We start from the raw sequence: 13,287 nt of genomic DNA, 5'->3' as shown, positions 1-13,287 counted from the left end.
CATAACAATAGATAGCATGAGCTCTGCGGATATGTTTATCCGCACTGATAAATGGATGTGCCATGGTGTTCCGACGTTCTCTTTTATGCCTTGCGATCGGCACGGCATTCCCCTTACATGTTTGTGCAGACAGTCACGCAGCTAATGACACCGCGCAGGAAAACGAAGATGCGGTCGAATTTAACGAACAGTTTCTTCTCTCAAGAAGCACAAATATTGACGTAAGCCGCTTTGCGCATGGTAACCCGGTGGCGCCGGGTACGTACCGTACCAGGGTCAATTTAAACGGCACGTTAAAATCGACGGTTGACATTATCTTTAAAGATAACGGGACGCCGCGCGCGACACCCTGTATTACGAGGCTTTTGCTCTCGCAGTCCGGTGTGGATACCCGCGCACTCGGAGACGAGCTGGACGACGACGACAACGAGACCTGCATCGATGTAAAAAAATTCTATCCTGAAGCGTCGGTCAACTACGACAGCGCTAAGCAGGTGTTGAACCTCAACTTCCCGCAAATTTACGTGGTTAAGCGCCCGTTAGGCTATGTCGACCCGTCCCTTTGGGATAACGGCATTCCGGCGGCGCTTCTGTCTTACGATCTCAACGGCTGGCACAGCGAAAACAGCGGTTCAACCTCTCAAAGCGCCTATGCGGGCCTGCGCTATGGTCTCAACATGGGGCCATGGCGCCTGCGATCGCGCGGCAGTCTGAACTGGGATAAAGACAACGGCACGCACTACAGCAGCCAGGATATTTATCTTCAGCGTGACATCACCTCTCTTGACGCGCAATGGGTACTCGGTGACTCCTTTACCAACGGAGAAGCCTTCGACTCCTTGAGCCTGCGCGGAACACGCCTGTATAGCGACGAACGTATGCTGCCAAACGGTTCGACGGGGTATGCACCGGTGATTCGCGGCGTGGCAAACAGCAATGCCAAAGTCAGCGTCACGCAGAGCGGCAATAAAATTTATGAGACCTCGGTACCGCCGGGCGCGTTTGAGATCAACGATTTGAGCACCACGGGCTACGGTAACGATCTGCTGGTCACCATTGAAGAGGCGGACGGCAGCAAGCGCACGTTCACGGTGCCGTTCTCGTCCGTGACCCAGATGCTACGCCCTGGATCCTCACGCTGGGACGTTGGCATGGGTGAACTGAACGACGACTCGCTGATCGACAAGCCCCAGGTAGGCTACGGTACGCTCTACTACGGCCTCAACAATACCTTCACGGGCTATGCTGGCGCCCAGTACACCGACATGGACTTCTATGCAGGCATCCTCGGCCTGGCCATGAACACCCCCATCGGTGCTTTCGCGCTGGACATCACCCAGTCGCACGCGGATATCGAAGACCTGGGCACGCGCAGTGGGCAGAGTTATCGTCTGACATACAGTAAGCGCATTGAAGCCACGAACACCTCGTTCAACGTGGCGGCCTATCGCTTCTCTACCGAAGACTATCTGAGCCTGAACGATGCCGCGCAACTGCGTAACAGCATCAAACAGCAGAACTATGCCAACCGTAGCTATGAGTCAAATACGGCTCTTTACGATGACTACCAGCGTACTAAAAACCAGATCCAAATCAGCCTCAACCAGCCTCTGAGGGCGGCTGAAAAGGATTACGGTTCGCTGTACGTCAGCGGAACCTGGCAAGATTACTGGAACGGGGAAGGCTCTAACTCTAACTACAACGTGGGCTACAACAACAGCTTCGCCTACGGTAGCTATAGCCTGTCGTTACAGCGGACTTACGACCAGCGCGGTCAACAGGATGACAGCGTTTACCTCAGCCTGAGCGTGCCGCTGAGCGTCTTCTCGCAGGACAACTCGCGTTTAGCTGGGTTCTCGAACGTCAACATGGGCCTGCGTTCCGATCTTAAAGGCGGTACTAACTTCAACAGCTCCGCGAGTGGCAACACTCAGGATAACAAGGTCAGCTACTCCGTCAGTACGTCGTCCAGCAGCGGTAACTACGGCAATCTGAACCAAATCAGTGGTTATAGCTCGCTAAATAGCAGCTATGGTCCGCTCGGCGTTTCCGCCTCGTTTGGTGACGACAATAGCAAGCAGTTCTCCGCCTCTTACAGCGGCGGGATGGTCGCACACGCGGGCGGTATCGCCTTCGCACCGGGCAGCATTGGCGATAACGATGCCATCGCGGTAGTCAAGGCCAGCGGTGCGAAGGGCGCGGGTGTGGGCTACGGCGCAGGCACGATTAACGACTCCGGCTACGGCATTCTGCCGTATATGTCCGCGTATCGGGAAAATCGGGTTTCGCTGGATATCAGGACCCTCGAAAACGACGTTGAAGTGAAAAATACCACCACCACCACCGTACCGCGCAGCGGTTCTGTCGTGCTGGTGAATTTTGAAACCGACGAAGGACGTTCGGTCGTTCTTGAGCTTAAGCGTAACGATAACGGCTTTATTCCACTGGGCGCTGACGTGCTGAATGAAAAAAATGAATCGGTGGGTTCCGTGGGCCAGGCCGGTCAGGCCTATGTTCGCGGTATCGAGAACAGCGGCGTGCTCCGCGTGGTCTGGAGCGGTGACAAGGACGGTTCCTGCACAGTGCGCTATCAGCTGAAACCCGATTTAGAGAAAGCCGGGCTCATTACCCTACTCAATAACCAAACATGTGAAATGTAATCCGGGAAATTAAGAGAAATCATATGAAAAAGATGCTTCTCAGCCTGTCTGTCATTGTCATGACAGCGCTGACGCTTTCAGGGACGGCACACAGTACCGATCTTACGGTTAACTTTACCGCCAACCTTCGTGAAACGACCTGTGATATGAAGCTGGTTGGCGGCTCAGGTTCCAATACCGAGCAGACGCTTAAAATCGGAGACTCACAGGGCAAAATCCGTCTCGACCAGGTGCAGGCCGGTACAGCGACAGCTGAATTCAAGCTGGCCATCGTTGAATGTCCGTCCTCGCTGAGCGACCTGAAAACCACGGTGAAGGGTACGCAGAACACCGATCTGTTAACGGGTGTAAGTAACTCGAAAACGACCGCCAGCGGCGGTGCAGATTATGCGGCCGTCACCATTGCCCGTGCATCCGCCCCGGACGCACCGTTCACCATTAACTCGACCAACGATGCTCAGCGTCTGGTCTGGTCCGCGGCGGAAATCACCAGCAAGGAAATCCCCCTGGTGGCGACTCTGAAAGAAACCCAAACCGGCAAAATGACCACAGGCGATTTCGAAGCCATAGTGACGTTTGAATTCAGCTACGAATGATTTGTGCAGATAACGGAGCACTCAAATGAAATTTAACTCAACTTTACTCGCCCTGTCCGTTGCTGCCCTTTTCGCTACCGGCACGGCAAATGCAGCGATTACAGGCACCCCCAGCGCCAAGCTAACCGTCCAGTCAACCATCACCGCTGGCACCTGTACGGCGAAAGTGACCAACAGCGCGGGCGCGGATGCCACTGAGGTGAACTTTGGTGATGTCTATAAAGCTGATCTGGAAAACAAAAGTCGCGTAGAACCGCTGAAAATCTCATTCACGGGCTGCGCTGGCGTGAAAAAAGCCATGGTGTCTGCGGCGTCCGGTACAGGCGGCTCATGCTCAGGTAATAACCTGGACGGTGACGCTTATGCCGCCGGCCAGAACACCGCCTTTGAGCTCTGGTCTGGCGCGGTGGATTCCGGCCTTCAACTGAACTGTAAAACACCACCCGCAGCGCAGGCGGTTACCATCACCAGCGGCGTGGGTGAGTTCCCGATGAACTCCCGTATCGTGATCGCGAAGGATAAGACCATCGCTGATGTGGGTACAGGCTCGGTAACTGCGCCTGTGACCTTCACCGTAACCTATCAGTAATACAGGAATTGTCATGCAACAATTACCGATTCTCTTTCGCCAGCCCGGTCTTGTGTTGCTTGTCGGCCTGGCTGGTGGGCTTTTACCTGACGTAGGCCGGGCAAATTCAGGCCTGGATACGAACATTACCGCCAACATTGTTAATAGCAGTTGTAAGGTAACCGTTGATAATGGAGGAGAAATCTATCTCCCCACGGTTATACGTAGTTGGTTTTATAACGCTGATGGTAGCGATCGCTATGTTCCTGGAGATGATGCAGGCGGCACACCTTTTAAGATTCATGTCGATGACTGCTATGGTGAAAGCGGCAACCCTGCAAAGCTGAATTTCAGCTTCTCTCCTCAATCAGGATTCTGGCCGGGACAAAACCAGGTATTTAAAAGCGATGATACTGCTGCAGGAACGGCGAGAAACGTCGGCGTGGTGATTTTTTCCGGAAAAAATAAAGCCAACGTATTAAATAACGACGGAACGTCAAAAGTCGTTTACGACGTGAGTGGTGAGGGTTCTGCATATATAACGGATTATGAATTCTACGTCAGATATCAAAACACAGGCGTTGTTACTGGCGGGACGGTGACCAGCAAAATACGCGTTGACGTCACTTATGAATAATAACCAGAACAGGAAATGGATGAGAATGTTCAAAGAATTCACACACAGCCCCCTTATTAACGGTGCTGCGAAGGTTGCTTTAACCGGCCTGCTTTTCTCTTTTTGCCAGTCAGGTTGGGCGGGAGAATGCCGAATGGGTGATGGCTATGGCGGTACAACAAAACTGGTCAACTCTGAATACTCGGGGGCAACAATTCGCTTACCCGATCAGGGGGCGTATATCAATGAAATCTTTACCGTTAACCTGACGCCGGGCATCCAGATAAATTGTAGTCCGGTTAAGGGGAATGACGGCTACAATCTGATGGCGCAAACCAACCCTGAGCTGCTGGCAGGCAGCAAGTACAATGAGGGCATGTTTGCGACCAATATCCCCGGCATCTATTACAGCGTGAAGGTTAAAACGTCCGACACCGGAATCGGCGGCCTTTTTGGAACGAATACTACCGGCTGGTATACGACAGCAGCATGGGGGCCAAATACACCGCTGGACGGTAAGTGGCTTAATACGTACATATTTCTCTACGTCGGTTATGACTACCAGGGTAACCCAAACAGGGAAACCGTTATAAAACCGAGAGCGGGTACCCTGGGGAAAATGTCGATAGGCGATCCCGCGGACAGCAATAACCAGCCCTGGACATTTACAATAGATGAGAACTCATTCCAGATCCCCGTCGTATTGCCTACCTGTGATATCGTTATGCTGGGTAACGGCACGCACACGGTGGATCTGGGAGATTATTTTGTTTCCGACATCAGATACAAGCGCGTCAAAGACGTGCCTTTTAGCATAAATTTCAACAACTGCACCAGCGTTGCACGATATACCACTAAGCTCACGACAACCAAACTGACGGGTATAGACCATGATCTTCTCGGCAATACGCTTTCAACAGGGGCGCAAGGTGCGGGCGTGAAGATCTTGTATAACAACGGGAACTCGCAGCTTATTCCCAATGATGCGAACTCGTCATATGTTATGACGGAAACAGGCGTCCCCACGTCGACGCAGATAAACTTCGTGGCCCAACTGATCGCAGATGGCAGCATGATCACCCCCGGCGCGTTTAGCGCCTCCGGCGTGTTCACCATCTCCTACGATTAATCCTACCCCTGCGGCTGATTGCTGATCAGCCGCGACATCGTCTCCAGCGAATCCGTTCTTAAGATATAGAGGCGTTTCAGTAAGAACGGATTATCCCCCGGCTTGACCTTCCCTTTCACCGTCGTTACCGCCAGATGAAAACCGGCGTCGTTCGCTGCCTTGATCGCTTTATTGTCATAGCCGCCAAACGGGTAAGAAAGATACAGCACGCGCGGGTTGAACTGCGAAAGCGCACGGCGGGAACGTTCAAAATCGAACAGGATCACGTGATAGCTGCGGCTCAATAAAATCGGGTGTTTATACCCATCCACGCGATGCAGGAAGTGAGTGTGAGACTGAATGTCGAACACGTCCTGTATGCCCTTAATTTCCTGAACGCTCATAAACTGCAGCGATTTTGGGTCCCACTTCTGCGGATGACCTTTGATGCGTGACGAAATGATAAACGCCGTCGCGTTGAAGCCATATTCTTTCAGAACCGGGTAAGCGTAACGGCTCACCGACTTCAGCCCATCGTCAAACGTAATCACCACCGCCTTCGCGGGCAGGTTCATCTTGTTACGCACGTAGCCTTCCAGCTGGTACATCGTCAGCGTCGCGTATCCCTGATCGCGAAGCCAGGTCATCTGGTTGCTGAACGCACGTACGCTGGTGGTCGTGGAGGTATGGCGAAAACGGGTGTTTTCTTCGTCGCGCAGAATATGGTGGTAGGTGAGAACCGGGATGCCGTTATCTTCCTGCGCATCCAGGCTGCTGATCCACGCCAGGCGATTGCCAATGCGGATTTGATACCACGTCTGATTCAGACGGTCTTTGAGCTTATTCAGAATGGGGTAACGCAGGTTGGCGCTAAGGGTGCCAAAGGGCGCACTTCCGCTACTGGGCGCGTTATAGACGGGCGTATCTTTCCAGGTGATGAGGTTTTGGTTACTGAGCGGCTTATTCAGATCGCCCAGACTGTCCTCTACACGCTGCTTGCCCTGCACGTTTTCAAGGTGCGCTTTATCAATAAACCCCGTGCCGAACCCGAAGCGAAATTCATAATAATCCGCCGCGGCGGGAAAGACCGCGAGGATCTGCCCGGCGCGCACATTGCCCACGTTAACCACGTCGTTACCCACCTGGGCCCAGATGGCTGCATCCTCAGTGGTTTGCATATAGTGAGCAGGGAGCCCTTGCTGACTCACCAGGCTGGCAGACGCCCCACCGGACACCAGCAGCAAAAGGATAAAGATAACGCGCATGAACATAGGATATAAATCGACACGGAAAATCAGTCGCCATTGTAGCAAAAGCGACATCAATACCAATGTTTAATGTTTATACAGATCGTGAAGCAGAACGAAAGGCGGGTTCTTCTGCTGCTGGTGCCACAAGCTGCTCACCCCAGGCATGCCCTCCCCCACAATGGCGTGACGAAACTCCGCGCTGCTTAATGAGGCGCGAAGGGGATACATGGCTTCGAGTAAAGGCAGACTGATACCGGAGATCACTTCACAATTATCGTGCTTGTGGCTCAGCAACGCGGCGGCCCGATAAGGTGCAGCGCCTGATTTATCCGTCAGAAAAATTACCCCATCACCGGTGTCTGTTTCATGCAGCGCATCGCACATCATCCGGCTGAGCATGTTGGTGCTTAACCCACGCCAGTAGTTAACCGCCCGGCATTGCACCAGCGGACCCAATCTGGCCTCAAGCTTGTCCAGCATTTCCTGCGCCTGTTCATCGTGGCAGGTGATAACCCATCCCAGCATAACTCTCTCCTTAGCAGGCAAGTAGTTTAGCGGAGTGAAGGTTAGCTTACGGTGATAACTATCAAAGAAAGCGCCCGGCAAACAGAACGTCGCCGGGCAAAAGGTTAGCTGCGAAGACCGCGACCGCGCTGAATCAGATACCAGCACAGCAGGTAGAACGCGACAATGAATACCCCCAGCACCGCCACCGTCGTAAACAGCGGTACATCGGTAATACCGAGGAAGCCAAAGCGGAAGCCGCTGATCATGTAAACGATCGGGTTCAGGTGCGACAGCGCCTGCCAGAAGGGCGGCAGCAGCGTCAGGGAGTAGAAGACCCCGCCGAGGTAGGTGAGCGGCGTCAGCACGAAGGTCGGGATCAGGCTGATGTCGTCAAACGTTTTGGCGAATACCGCGTTCAGCAGACCGGCCAGCGAGAACAGGATTGCCGTCAGAAGCAGCGTCAGCGCGACAAATAGCCAGGAGTGGACCTGGAACGGGACGAAGAACAGCGAAATCGCCGTCACCAGGATCCCCACGCACAGACCGCGCGCCACGCCGCCGCCCACGTACCCGGCGATAATCACGTGCGTCGGCACGGGTGCCACCAGCAGCTCTTCAATATTGCGCTGGAATTTGGCGCTAAAGAACGACGACGCCACATTCGCGTAGGCGTTGGTGATCACCGCCATCATGATCAGACCCGGCACGATAAATTGCATATAGGTAAAACCGTGCATCTCACCAATCCGGGAACCAATCAGATTACCGAAGATGATGAAATAGAGCGTCATGGTGATCACCGGTGGCACCAGGGTTTGCACCCAGATACGCATAAAGCGGTTAATCTCTTTCGCCCAGATGCTTTTCAGCGCGACCCAATAAAGATGCGTCATGCCTTGTCTCCTTGTTTATCCTGCACCAGAGAGACAAACAGCTCTTCCAGTCGGTTCGCTTTGTTACGCATACTTAAAACCTGAATCCCCTGCGCGCTCAGCTGAGAGAACACGCTGTTGATCCCCTGCTCGCGCAGCACTTCCACTTCCAGCGTCGAGGTATCCACCAGACGATACTGGTACCCTTCCAGCTTCGGCAGCGGGCTTTTTGCCGCCAGGTCGAGGATAAAGGTTTCTGATTTCAGCTTGGAAAGCAGGTTTTTCATCGAAGTGTTTTCCACCAGCTCGCCGTGCTGAATGATGCCGATGTTGCGGCACAGCATTTCAGCCTCTTCCAGATAGTGGGTAGTCAGAATAATGGTGGTGCCTTTATCGTTCAGATCCTTCAGGAAGCCCCACATCGAGCGGCGTAGTTCGATATCCACACCCGCGGTCGGTTCATCGAGGATCAGCAGTTTTGGCTCATGCATCAGCGCACGGGCAATCATCAGGCGACGTTTCATCCCGCCGGACAACATCCGCGCACGTTCGTTACGTTTTTCCCACAGATCGAGCTGCTTCAGGTACTTTTCGCTGCGCTCCAGCGCCTCTTTACGCTCAACGCCGTAATAACCCGCCTGGTTAACGACGATCTGCTGCACCGTCTCGAACGGGTTGAAGTTGAACTCCTGCGGTACCAGCCCCAGCTGGCGTTTGGCGTTAACCACATCTTTTTGCAGATCGTATCCGAACACGCTAACGCGGCCGGAGGTTTTGTTCACCAGCGAGCTGATGATCCCGATGGTGGTAGATTTCCCTGCCCCATTCGGCCCCAGAAGCGCGTAAAAATCCCCGGCCTCTACTTTAAGATCTATCCCGCGTAGCGCCTGAACGCCACCCGAATAGGTTTTTTTAAGCTGCTCAAGCTCCAGTGCAATTGCCATGAATTTAACTTACCTTCAGTTCTTACACACGTTGTGTGGTTTCATTAAAAGTCGGGTTACCCTATAGTAGCGCAACGCAATTACTTGGTTACAGGTCGCTAACCTCCATGAACGACATAGATACACTCATTAGCAACAATGCACTATGGTCAAAAATGCTGGTGGAGGAAGACCCCGGATTTTTTGGAAAACTCGCACAAGCCCAGAACCCGCGCTTTCTCTGGATTGGCTGTTCCGACAGCCGCGTGCCGGCGGAACGTCTGACTGGCCTTGAGCCAGGAGAACTGTTTGTTCACCGTAATGTCGCCAACCTGGTGATTCACACCGATCTCAACTGCCTGTCTGTGGTTCAGTATGCCGTTGACGTTCTGGAAGTCGAGCACATCATTATTTGTGGCCACTACGGCTGCGGCGGCGTGCAGGCGGCGGTTGAAAACCCGGAACTGGGATTGATTGATAACTGGCTGCTGCACATCCGCGATATCTGGTTCAAACATAGCTCACTGCTGGGCGAAATGCCGCAGGAGCGTCGCATGGACACTCTGTGCGAACTCAACGTGATGGAGCAGGTGTATAACCTTGGGCATTCGACCATCATGCAGTCAGCATGGAAACGCGGGCAGAAGGTCTCTATCCACGGCTGGGCGTACGGTATTCACGATGGTCTGCTGCGCAATCTGGAAGTCACCGCCACCAACCGCGAAACGCTGGAACAGCGTTACCGCTCAGGGATTGCCAACCTCAAGCTTAAGCATGTGAACCACAAATAAGTGCACGTTAAAAAGCCGGGTGGCGCCGAGGTAAAAGCAAAACGGCAACCAGGTTGCCGTTTTTTGGGTTTGCTCCCTCTCCCTGTGGGAGAGGGCCGGGGTGAGGGCATCAGGCCGCACCCAACTCGTTTACTCGTCCAGTAATACCACTTTTCCCACATACGGCAGATGACGATAACGCTGTGCGTAGTCGATGCCGTAACCCACCACGAATTCGTCCGGAATGGAGAAACCGACAAACTCTACCGGGACCTGCACTTCGCGACGGTCAGGTTTATCCAGCAGCGTACAAATTGCCAGTGATTTCGGCTCGCGCAGGCTCAGGATCTCGCGCACTTTAGAGAGCGTGTTACCGGAGTCGATAATATCCTCCACGATCAACACGTCTTTGCCACGAATATCTTCATCCAGATCTTTCAGGATTTTCACATCACGGGTTGTGGACATGCCGCTGCCGTAGCTGGAGGCGGTCATAAAATCGACCTCGTGAGGCACCTGCACTTCACGGCACAGGTCCGCCATGAACATGAAAGAGCCACGCAACAGACCAACCAGCACCATTTCGCTGCCGCTGTCCTTGTAATGTTCGGTGATTTGACGACCCAGTTCGGCGATACGCGCTTTGATCTCGGCTTCCGGGATCATCACTTCAACAGTATGTTTCATATTACTAACAATATGATTTTAATGAAAATCTCTCAATGCAGATGAACTCACTTCAGGCATTGATACGCAAGCCAGCCATTATATCAGCAAATGGATAAGCCTGGCGTATGAGTTATAAAAAGCAAATATTGTGATTCCGATCACACTTGTTAATACCTATAATTAGTTGCTAGCAAATTATTAACAAAAACTGACGAGTACACTTTCTATGGCTGAAACACACTCTAAACAGCCGCGTCTACTGGTGACACTAACAGCGTTATTCGCCGCCTTCTGCGGCCTGTACCTGTTAATCGGTGGCGTCTGGCTGGTCGCGATCGGCGGCTCCTGGTACTACCCAATCGCGGGCCTGGTTATGCTTGGCGTAACCGTCCTGCTCTGGCGTAGAAAACAATCTGCACTGTGGCTGTATGCAGTTTTACTCCTCGCAACCATGATCTGGGGCGTCTGGGAAGTCGGCTTCGACTTCTGGGCACTGACGCCGCGCAGCGACATCCTGGTCTTCTTCGGTATCTGGCTGATCCTGCCGTTCGTCTGGCGTCGCCTGATTGTGCCTTCCCGCGGTGCCGTGGCGGCACTGCTGGTGGCGTTGCTCATCAGCGGCGGTATGCTCACCTGGGCCGGTTTTAACGATCCACAGGAGATCAACGGGACGCTGAATGCGGAGTCTACCCCTGCGGCGGCTATCTCGCAGGTTGCTGACGGTGACTGGCCGGCCTATGGCCGTAACCAGGAAGGTCAGCGTTACTCCCCGCTTAAGCAGATCAACGCGGACAACGTTAAAAACCTGAAAGAAGCCTGGGTATTCCGTACCGGCGACCTGAAGATGCCGAACGATCCGGGCGAACTGACCAACGAAGTGACGCCAATTAAAGTCGGCAACATGCTTTATCTGTGTACGGCGCACCAGCGTTTGTTCGCGCTCGACGCGGCCACCGGTAAAGAGAAATGGCACTTCGATCCACAGCTGAATTCCAACCCGTCATTCCAGCACGTGACCTGCCGTGGCGTCTCTTACCACGAAGCGCGTGCGGATAATGCGAGCCCGGAAGTGGTTGCCGACTGTCCTCGCCGCATTATGCTGCCTGTGAACGATGGCCGTCTGTTTGCCATCAACGCAGAAACCGGCAAGCTGTGCGAAACCTTCGCCAACAAAGGTATCCTGAATCTGCAGACCAACATGCCGGACACCACGCCGGGTCTGTATGAACCGACTTCTCCGCCAATCATCACCGATAAAACCATCGTGATTGCCGGTTCGGTGACGGATAACTTCTCCACGCGTGAAACCTCGGGCGTGATCCGCGGCTTCGACGTGAATACCGGTAAACTGCTGTGGGCCTTCGACCCGGGCGCGAAAGATCCTAACGCGATTCCGTCAGACGAACACACGTTTACCTTCAACTCGCCAAACTCCTGGGCGCCTGCCGCGTATGACGCGAAGCTGGACCTGGTGTACCTGCCGATGGGGGTGACCACGCCAGATATCTGGGGCGGTAACCGTACGCCGGAGCAGGAGCGCTATGCGAGCGCCATCGTGGCGCTGAACGCGACCACCGGTAAGCTGGCATGGAGCTACCAGACCGTTCACCACGATCTGTGGGATATGGATATGCCGTCCCAGCCGACGCTGGCCGACATTACCGTTAACGGCAAAACCGTGCCGGTGATTTACGCCCCGGCGAAAACCGGCAACATCTTCGTGCTGGATCGCAGCAACGGCAAGCTGGTTGTGCCTGCGCCGGAAAAACCGGTTCCGCAGGGCGCGGCGAAAGGCGACTACGTCTCTAAAACGCAGCCGTTCTCTGACCTGAGCTTCCGTCCGAAGAAAGACCTGAGCGGGGCAGACATGTGGGGTGCCACCATGTTTGACCAGCTGGTATGCCGCGTGATGTTCCATCAGCTGCGCTATGAAGGCATCTTCACACCACCTTCTGAGCAGGGCACGCTGGTCTTCCCGGGTAACCTGGGGATGTTCGAATGGGGCGGTATTTCCGTCGACCCGAACCGTCAGGTTGCTATCGCCAACCCAATGGCGCTGCCGTTCGTTTCCCGCCTGATCCCACGCGGTCCGGGCAACCCAATGGAGCAGCCGAAAGATGCGAAAGGCAGCGGTACCGAAGCCGGTATCCAGCCGCAGTACGGCGTACCGTATGGCGTGACCCTGAACCCGTTCCTGTCACCGTTTGGTCTGCCGTGTAAACAGCCTGCCTGGGGTTACATCTCCGGTCTGGATCTGAAAACCAACCAGATTGTGTGGAAAAAACGTATTGGTACGCCACAGGACAGCATGCCGTTCCCGATGCCGGTTCCGGTGCCGTTCAATATGGGTATGCCAATGCTGGGTGGCCCAATCTCTACCGCCGGTAACGTACTGTTCATCGCGGCAACCGCAGATAACTACCTGCGCGCGTACAACATGACCAACGGTGAGAAACTGTGGCAAGGCCGTCTGCCTGCGGGTGGACAGGCAACGCCGATGACCTATGAAGTGAATGGCAAGCAGTACGTTGTCATCTCTGCGGGTGGTCACGGTTCGTTTGGCACGAAGATGGGCGACTATATCGTCGCGTATGCGCTGCCTGACGACGCAAGGTAAAAGCAAAACGGCAACGAAAGTTGCCGTTTTTAGTGTCTGTTCCCTCTCCCCGTGGGAGAGGGTCAGGGTGAGGGCATCAGGCCGCACCAGCGAAAAGTAGGCCGGGTAAGGCGAAGCCGCCACCCGGCTTT

Annotated in this window: 12 protein-coding genes; 7 read left to right on the top strand and 5 right to left on the bottom strand. The window is 54.1% G+C overall.

The genetic code is table 11. The features are described 5' to 3' along the window. Positions 1–62 precede the first annotated feature (62 nt). From BFV64_RS03650 to BFV64_RS03630, 5 genes are read left to right on the top strand one after another with little or no spacing between them, the layout of a single operon-like run. A complete protein-coding gene (locus tag BFV64_RS03650; RefSeq protein WP_069601706.1) occupies positions 63–2,660 on the top strand; it encodes an outer membrane usher protein in 2,598 nt (865 codons plus the stop codon). 23 nt (positions 2,661–2,683) lie between these two features. Beyond that, positions 2,684–3,256, top strand: a complete 573-nt coding sequence (locus BFV64_RS03645; RefSeq protein WP_023332110.1) for a fimbrial protein — start codon at positions 2,684–2,686, stop codon at positions 3,254–3,256. Between the two features lie 25 nt (positions 3,257–3,281). Next, positions 3,282–3,845, top strand: coding sequence for a fimbrial protein (locus BFV64_RS03640; protein WP_014882593.1), 564 nt, complete (start codon positions 3,282–3,284; stop codon positions 3,843–3,845). A gap of 13 nt (positions 3,846–3,858) precedes the next feature. Then, positions 3,859–4,461: a fimbrial-like protein gene (locus tag BFV64_RS03635; RefSeq protein WP_014882592.1), complete on the top strand. Its 603-nt coding sequence runs from the start codon at positions 3,859–3,861 to the stop codon at positions 4,459–4,461. A 19-nt stretch (positions 4,462–4,480) separates the two neighbouring features. Then, a complete protein-coding gene (locus BFV64_RS03630; protein WP_069601705.1) occupies positions 4,481–5,569 on the top strand; it encodes a fimbrial protein in 1,089 nt (362 codons plus the stop codon). A gap of 2 nt (positions 5,570–5,571) precedes the next feature. On the opposite strand, the gene BFV64_RS03625 is transcribed toward BFV64_RS03630, so the two are convergent. The 4 genes from BFV64_RS03625 to BFV64_RS03610 all read right to left on the bottom strand — a co-directional run bounded on the left by BFV64_RS03625 (position 5,572) and on the right by BFV64_RS03610 (position 9,121). Further along, positions 5,572–6,819: a polysaccharide deacetylase family protein gene (locus tag BFV64_RS03625; RefSeq protein ID WP_014882590.1), complete on the bottom strand. Its 1,248-nt coding sequence runs from the start codon at positions 6,817–6,819 to the stop codon at positions 5,572–5,574. 63 nt (positions 6,820–6,882) lie between these two features. Then, on the bottom strand, positions 6,883–7,323 hold the full coding sequence (locus tag BFV64_RS03620) for a PTS sugar transporter subunit IIA (RefSeq protein ID WP_014882589.1): 441 nt from the start codon (positions 7,321–7,323) through the stop codon (positions 6,883–6,885). A 104-nt stretch (positions 7,324–7,427) separates the two neighbouring features. Further along, entirely contained in the window at positions 7,428–8,198 is a 771-nt protein-coding gene (locus BFV64_RS03615; RefSeq protein ID WP_023332106.1) for an ABC transporter permease, read from the bottom strand. Further along, entirely contained in the window at positions 8,195–9,121 is a 927-nt protein-coding gene (locus BFV64_RS03610; protein ID WP_023332105.1) for an ABC transporter ATP-binding protein, read from the bottom strand. The genes BFV64_RS03615 and BFV64_RS03610 overlap by 4 nt, the downstream gene beginning before the upstream one ends. Positions 9,122–9,228: 107 nt before the next feature. Here BFV64_RS03610 and can point away from each other — a divergent pair, with 107 nt between their 5' ends. Continuing rightward, the gene (can, locus tag BFV64_RS03605) at positions 9,229–9,891 is read left to right on the top strand and encodes a carbonate dehydratase (protein WP_014882586.1); all 663 of its coding nucleotides are present in this window, start codon (positions 9,229–9,231) and stop codon (positions 9,889–9,891) included. Between the two features lie 129 nt (positions 9,892–10,020). Here the strand turns inward: can and hpt are convergent, their stop codons facing one another. Next, positions 10,021–10,557, bottom strand: coding sequence for a hypoxanthine phosphoribosyltransferase (gene hpt, locus BFV64_RS03600; protein WP_014882585.1), 537 nt, complete (start codon positions 10,555–10,557; stop codon positions 10,021–10,023). Between the two features lie 208 nt (positions 10,558–10,765). On the opposite strand from hpt, the gene BFV64_RS03595 reads away from it, so the two are divergent. Continuing rightward, positions 10,766–13,156: a glucose/quinate/shikimate family membrane-bound PQQ-dependent dehydrogenase gene (locus BFV64_RS03595; protein ID WP_032637492.1), complete on the top strand. Its 2,391-nt coding sequence runs from the start codon at positions 10,766–10,768 to the stop codon at positions 13,154–13,156. The last annotated feature ends 131 nt before the right edge of the window (positions 13,157–13,287 follow it).

It is taken from the genome of Enterobacter kobei (genome assembly GCF_001729765.1).
In the GTDB taxonomy this organism is placed as follows: Bacteria; Pseudomonadota; Gammaproteobacteria; order Enterobacterales; family Enterobacteriaceae; genus Enterobacter; species Enterobacter kobei.
This window is presented reverse-complemented; position numbering and strand designations above follow the sequence as displayed.

Coding starts and splice junctions, on each gene's coding strand:
- BFV64_RS03650 (WP_069601706.1), top strand. CDS start 63: ATGGTGTTCCGACGTTCTCTTTTATGCCTTGCGATCGGCACGGCATTC.
- BFV64_RS03640 (WP_014882593.1), top strand. CDS start 3,282: ATGAAATTTAACTCAACTTTACTCGCCCTGTCCGTTGCTGCCCTTTTC.
- BFV64_RS03625 (WP_014882590.1), bottom strand. CDS start 6,819: ATGTTCATGCGCGTTATCTTTATCCTTTTGCTGCTGGTGTCCGGTGGG.
- BFV64_RS03635 (WP_014882592.1), top strand. CDS start 3,859: ATGCAACAATTACCGATTCTCTTTCGCCAGCCCGGTCTTGTGTTGCTT.
- can (WP_014882586.1), top strand. CDS start 9,229: ATGAACGACATAGATACACTCATTAGCAACAATGCACTATGGTCAAAA.
- hpt (WP_014882585.1), bottom strand. CDS start 10,557: ATGAAACATACTGTTGAAGTGATGATCCCGGAAGCCGAGATCAAAGCG.
- BFV64_RS03620 (WP_014882589.1), bottom strand. CDS start 7,323: ATGCTGGGATGGGTTATCACCTGCCACGATGAACAGGCGCAGGAAATG.
- BFV64_RS03630 (WP_069601705.1), top strand. CDS start 4,481: ATGAGAATGTTCAAAGAATTCACACACAGCCCCCTTATTAACGGTGCT.
- BFV64_RS03610 (WP_023332105.1), bottom strand. CDS start 9,121: ATGGCAATTGCACTGGAGCTTGAGCAGCTTAAAAAAACCTATTCGGGT.
- BFV64_RS03645 (WP_023332110.1), top strand. CDS start 2,684: ATGAAAAAGATGCTTCTCAGCCTGTCTGTCATTGTCATGACAGCGCTG.
- BFV64_RS03595 (WP_032637492.1), top strand. CDS start 10,766: ATGGCTGAAACACACTCTAAACAGCCGCGTCTACTGGTGACACTAACA.
- BFV64_RS03615 (WP_023332106.1), bottom strand. CDS start 8,198: ATGACGCATCTTTATTGGGTCGCGCTGAAAAGCATCTGGGCGAAAGAG.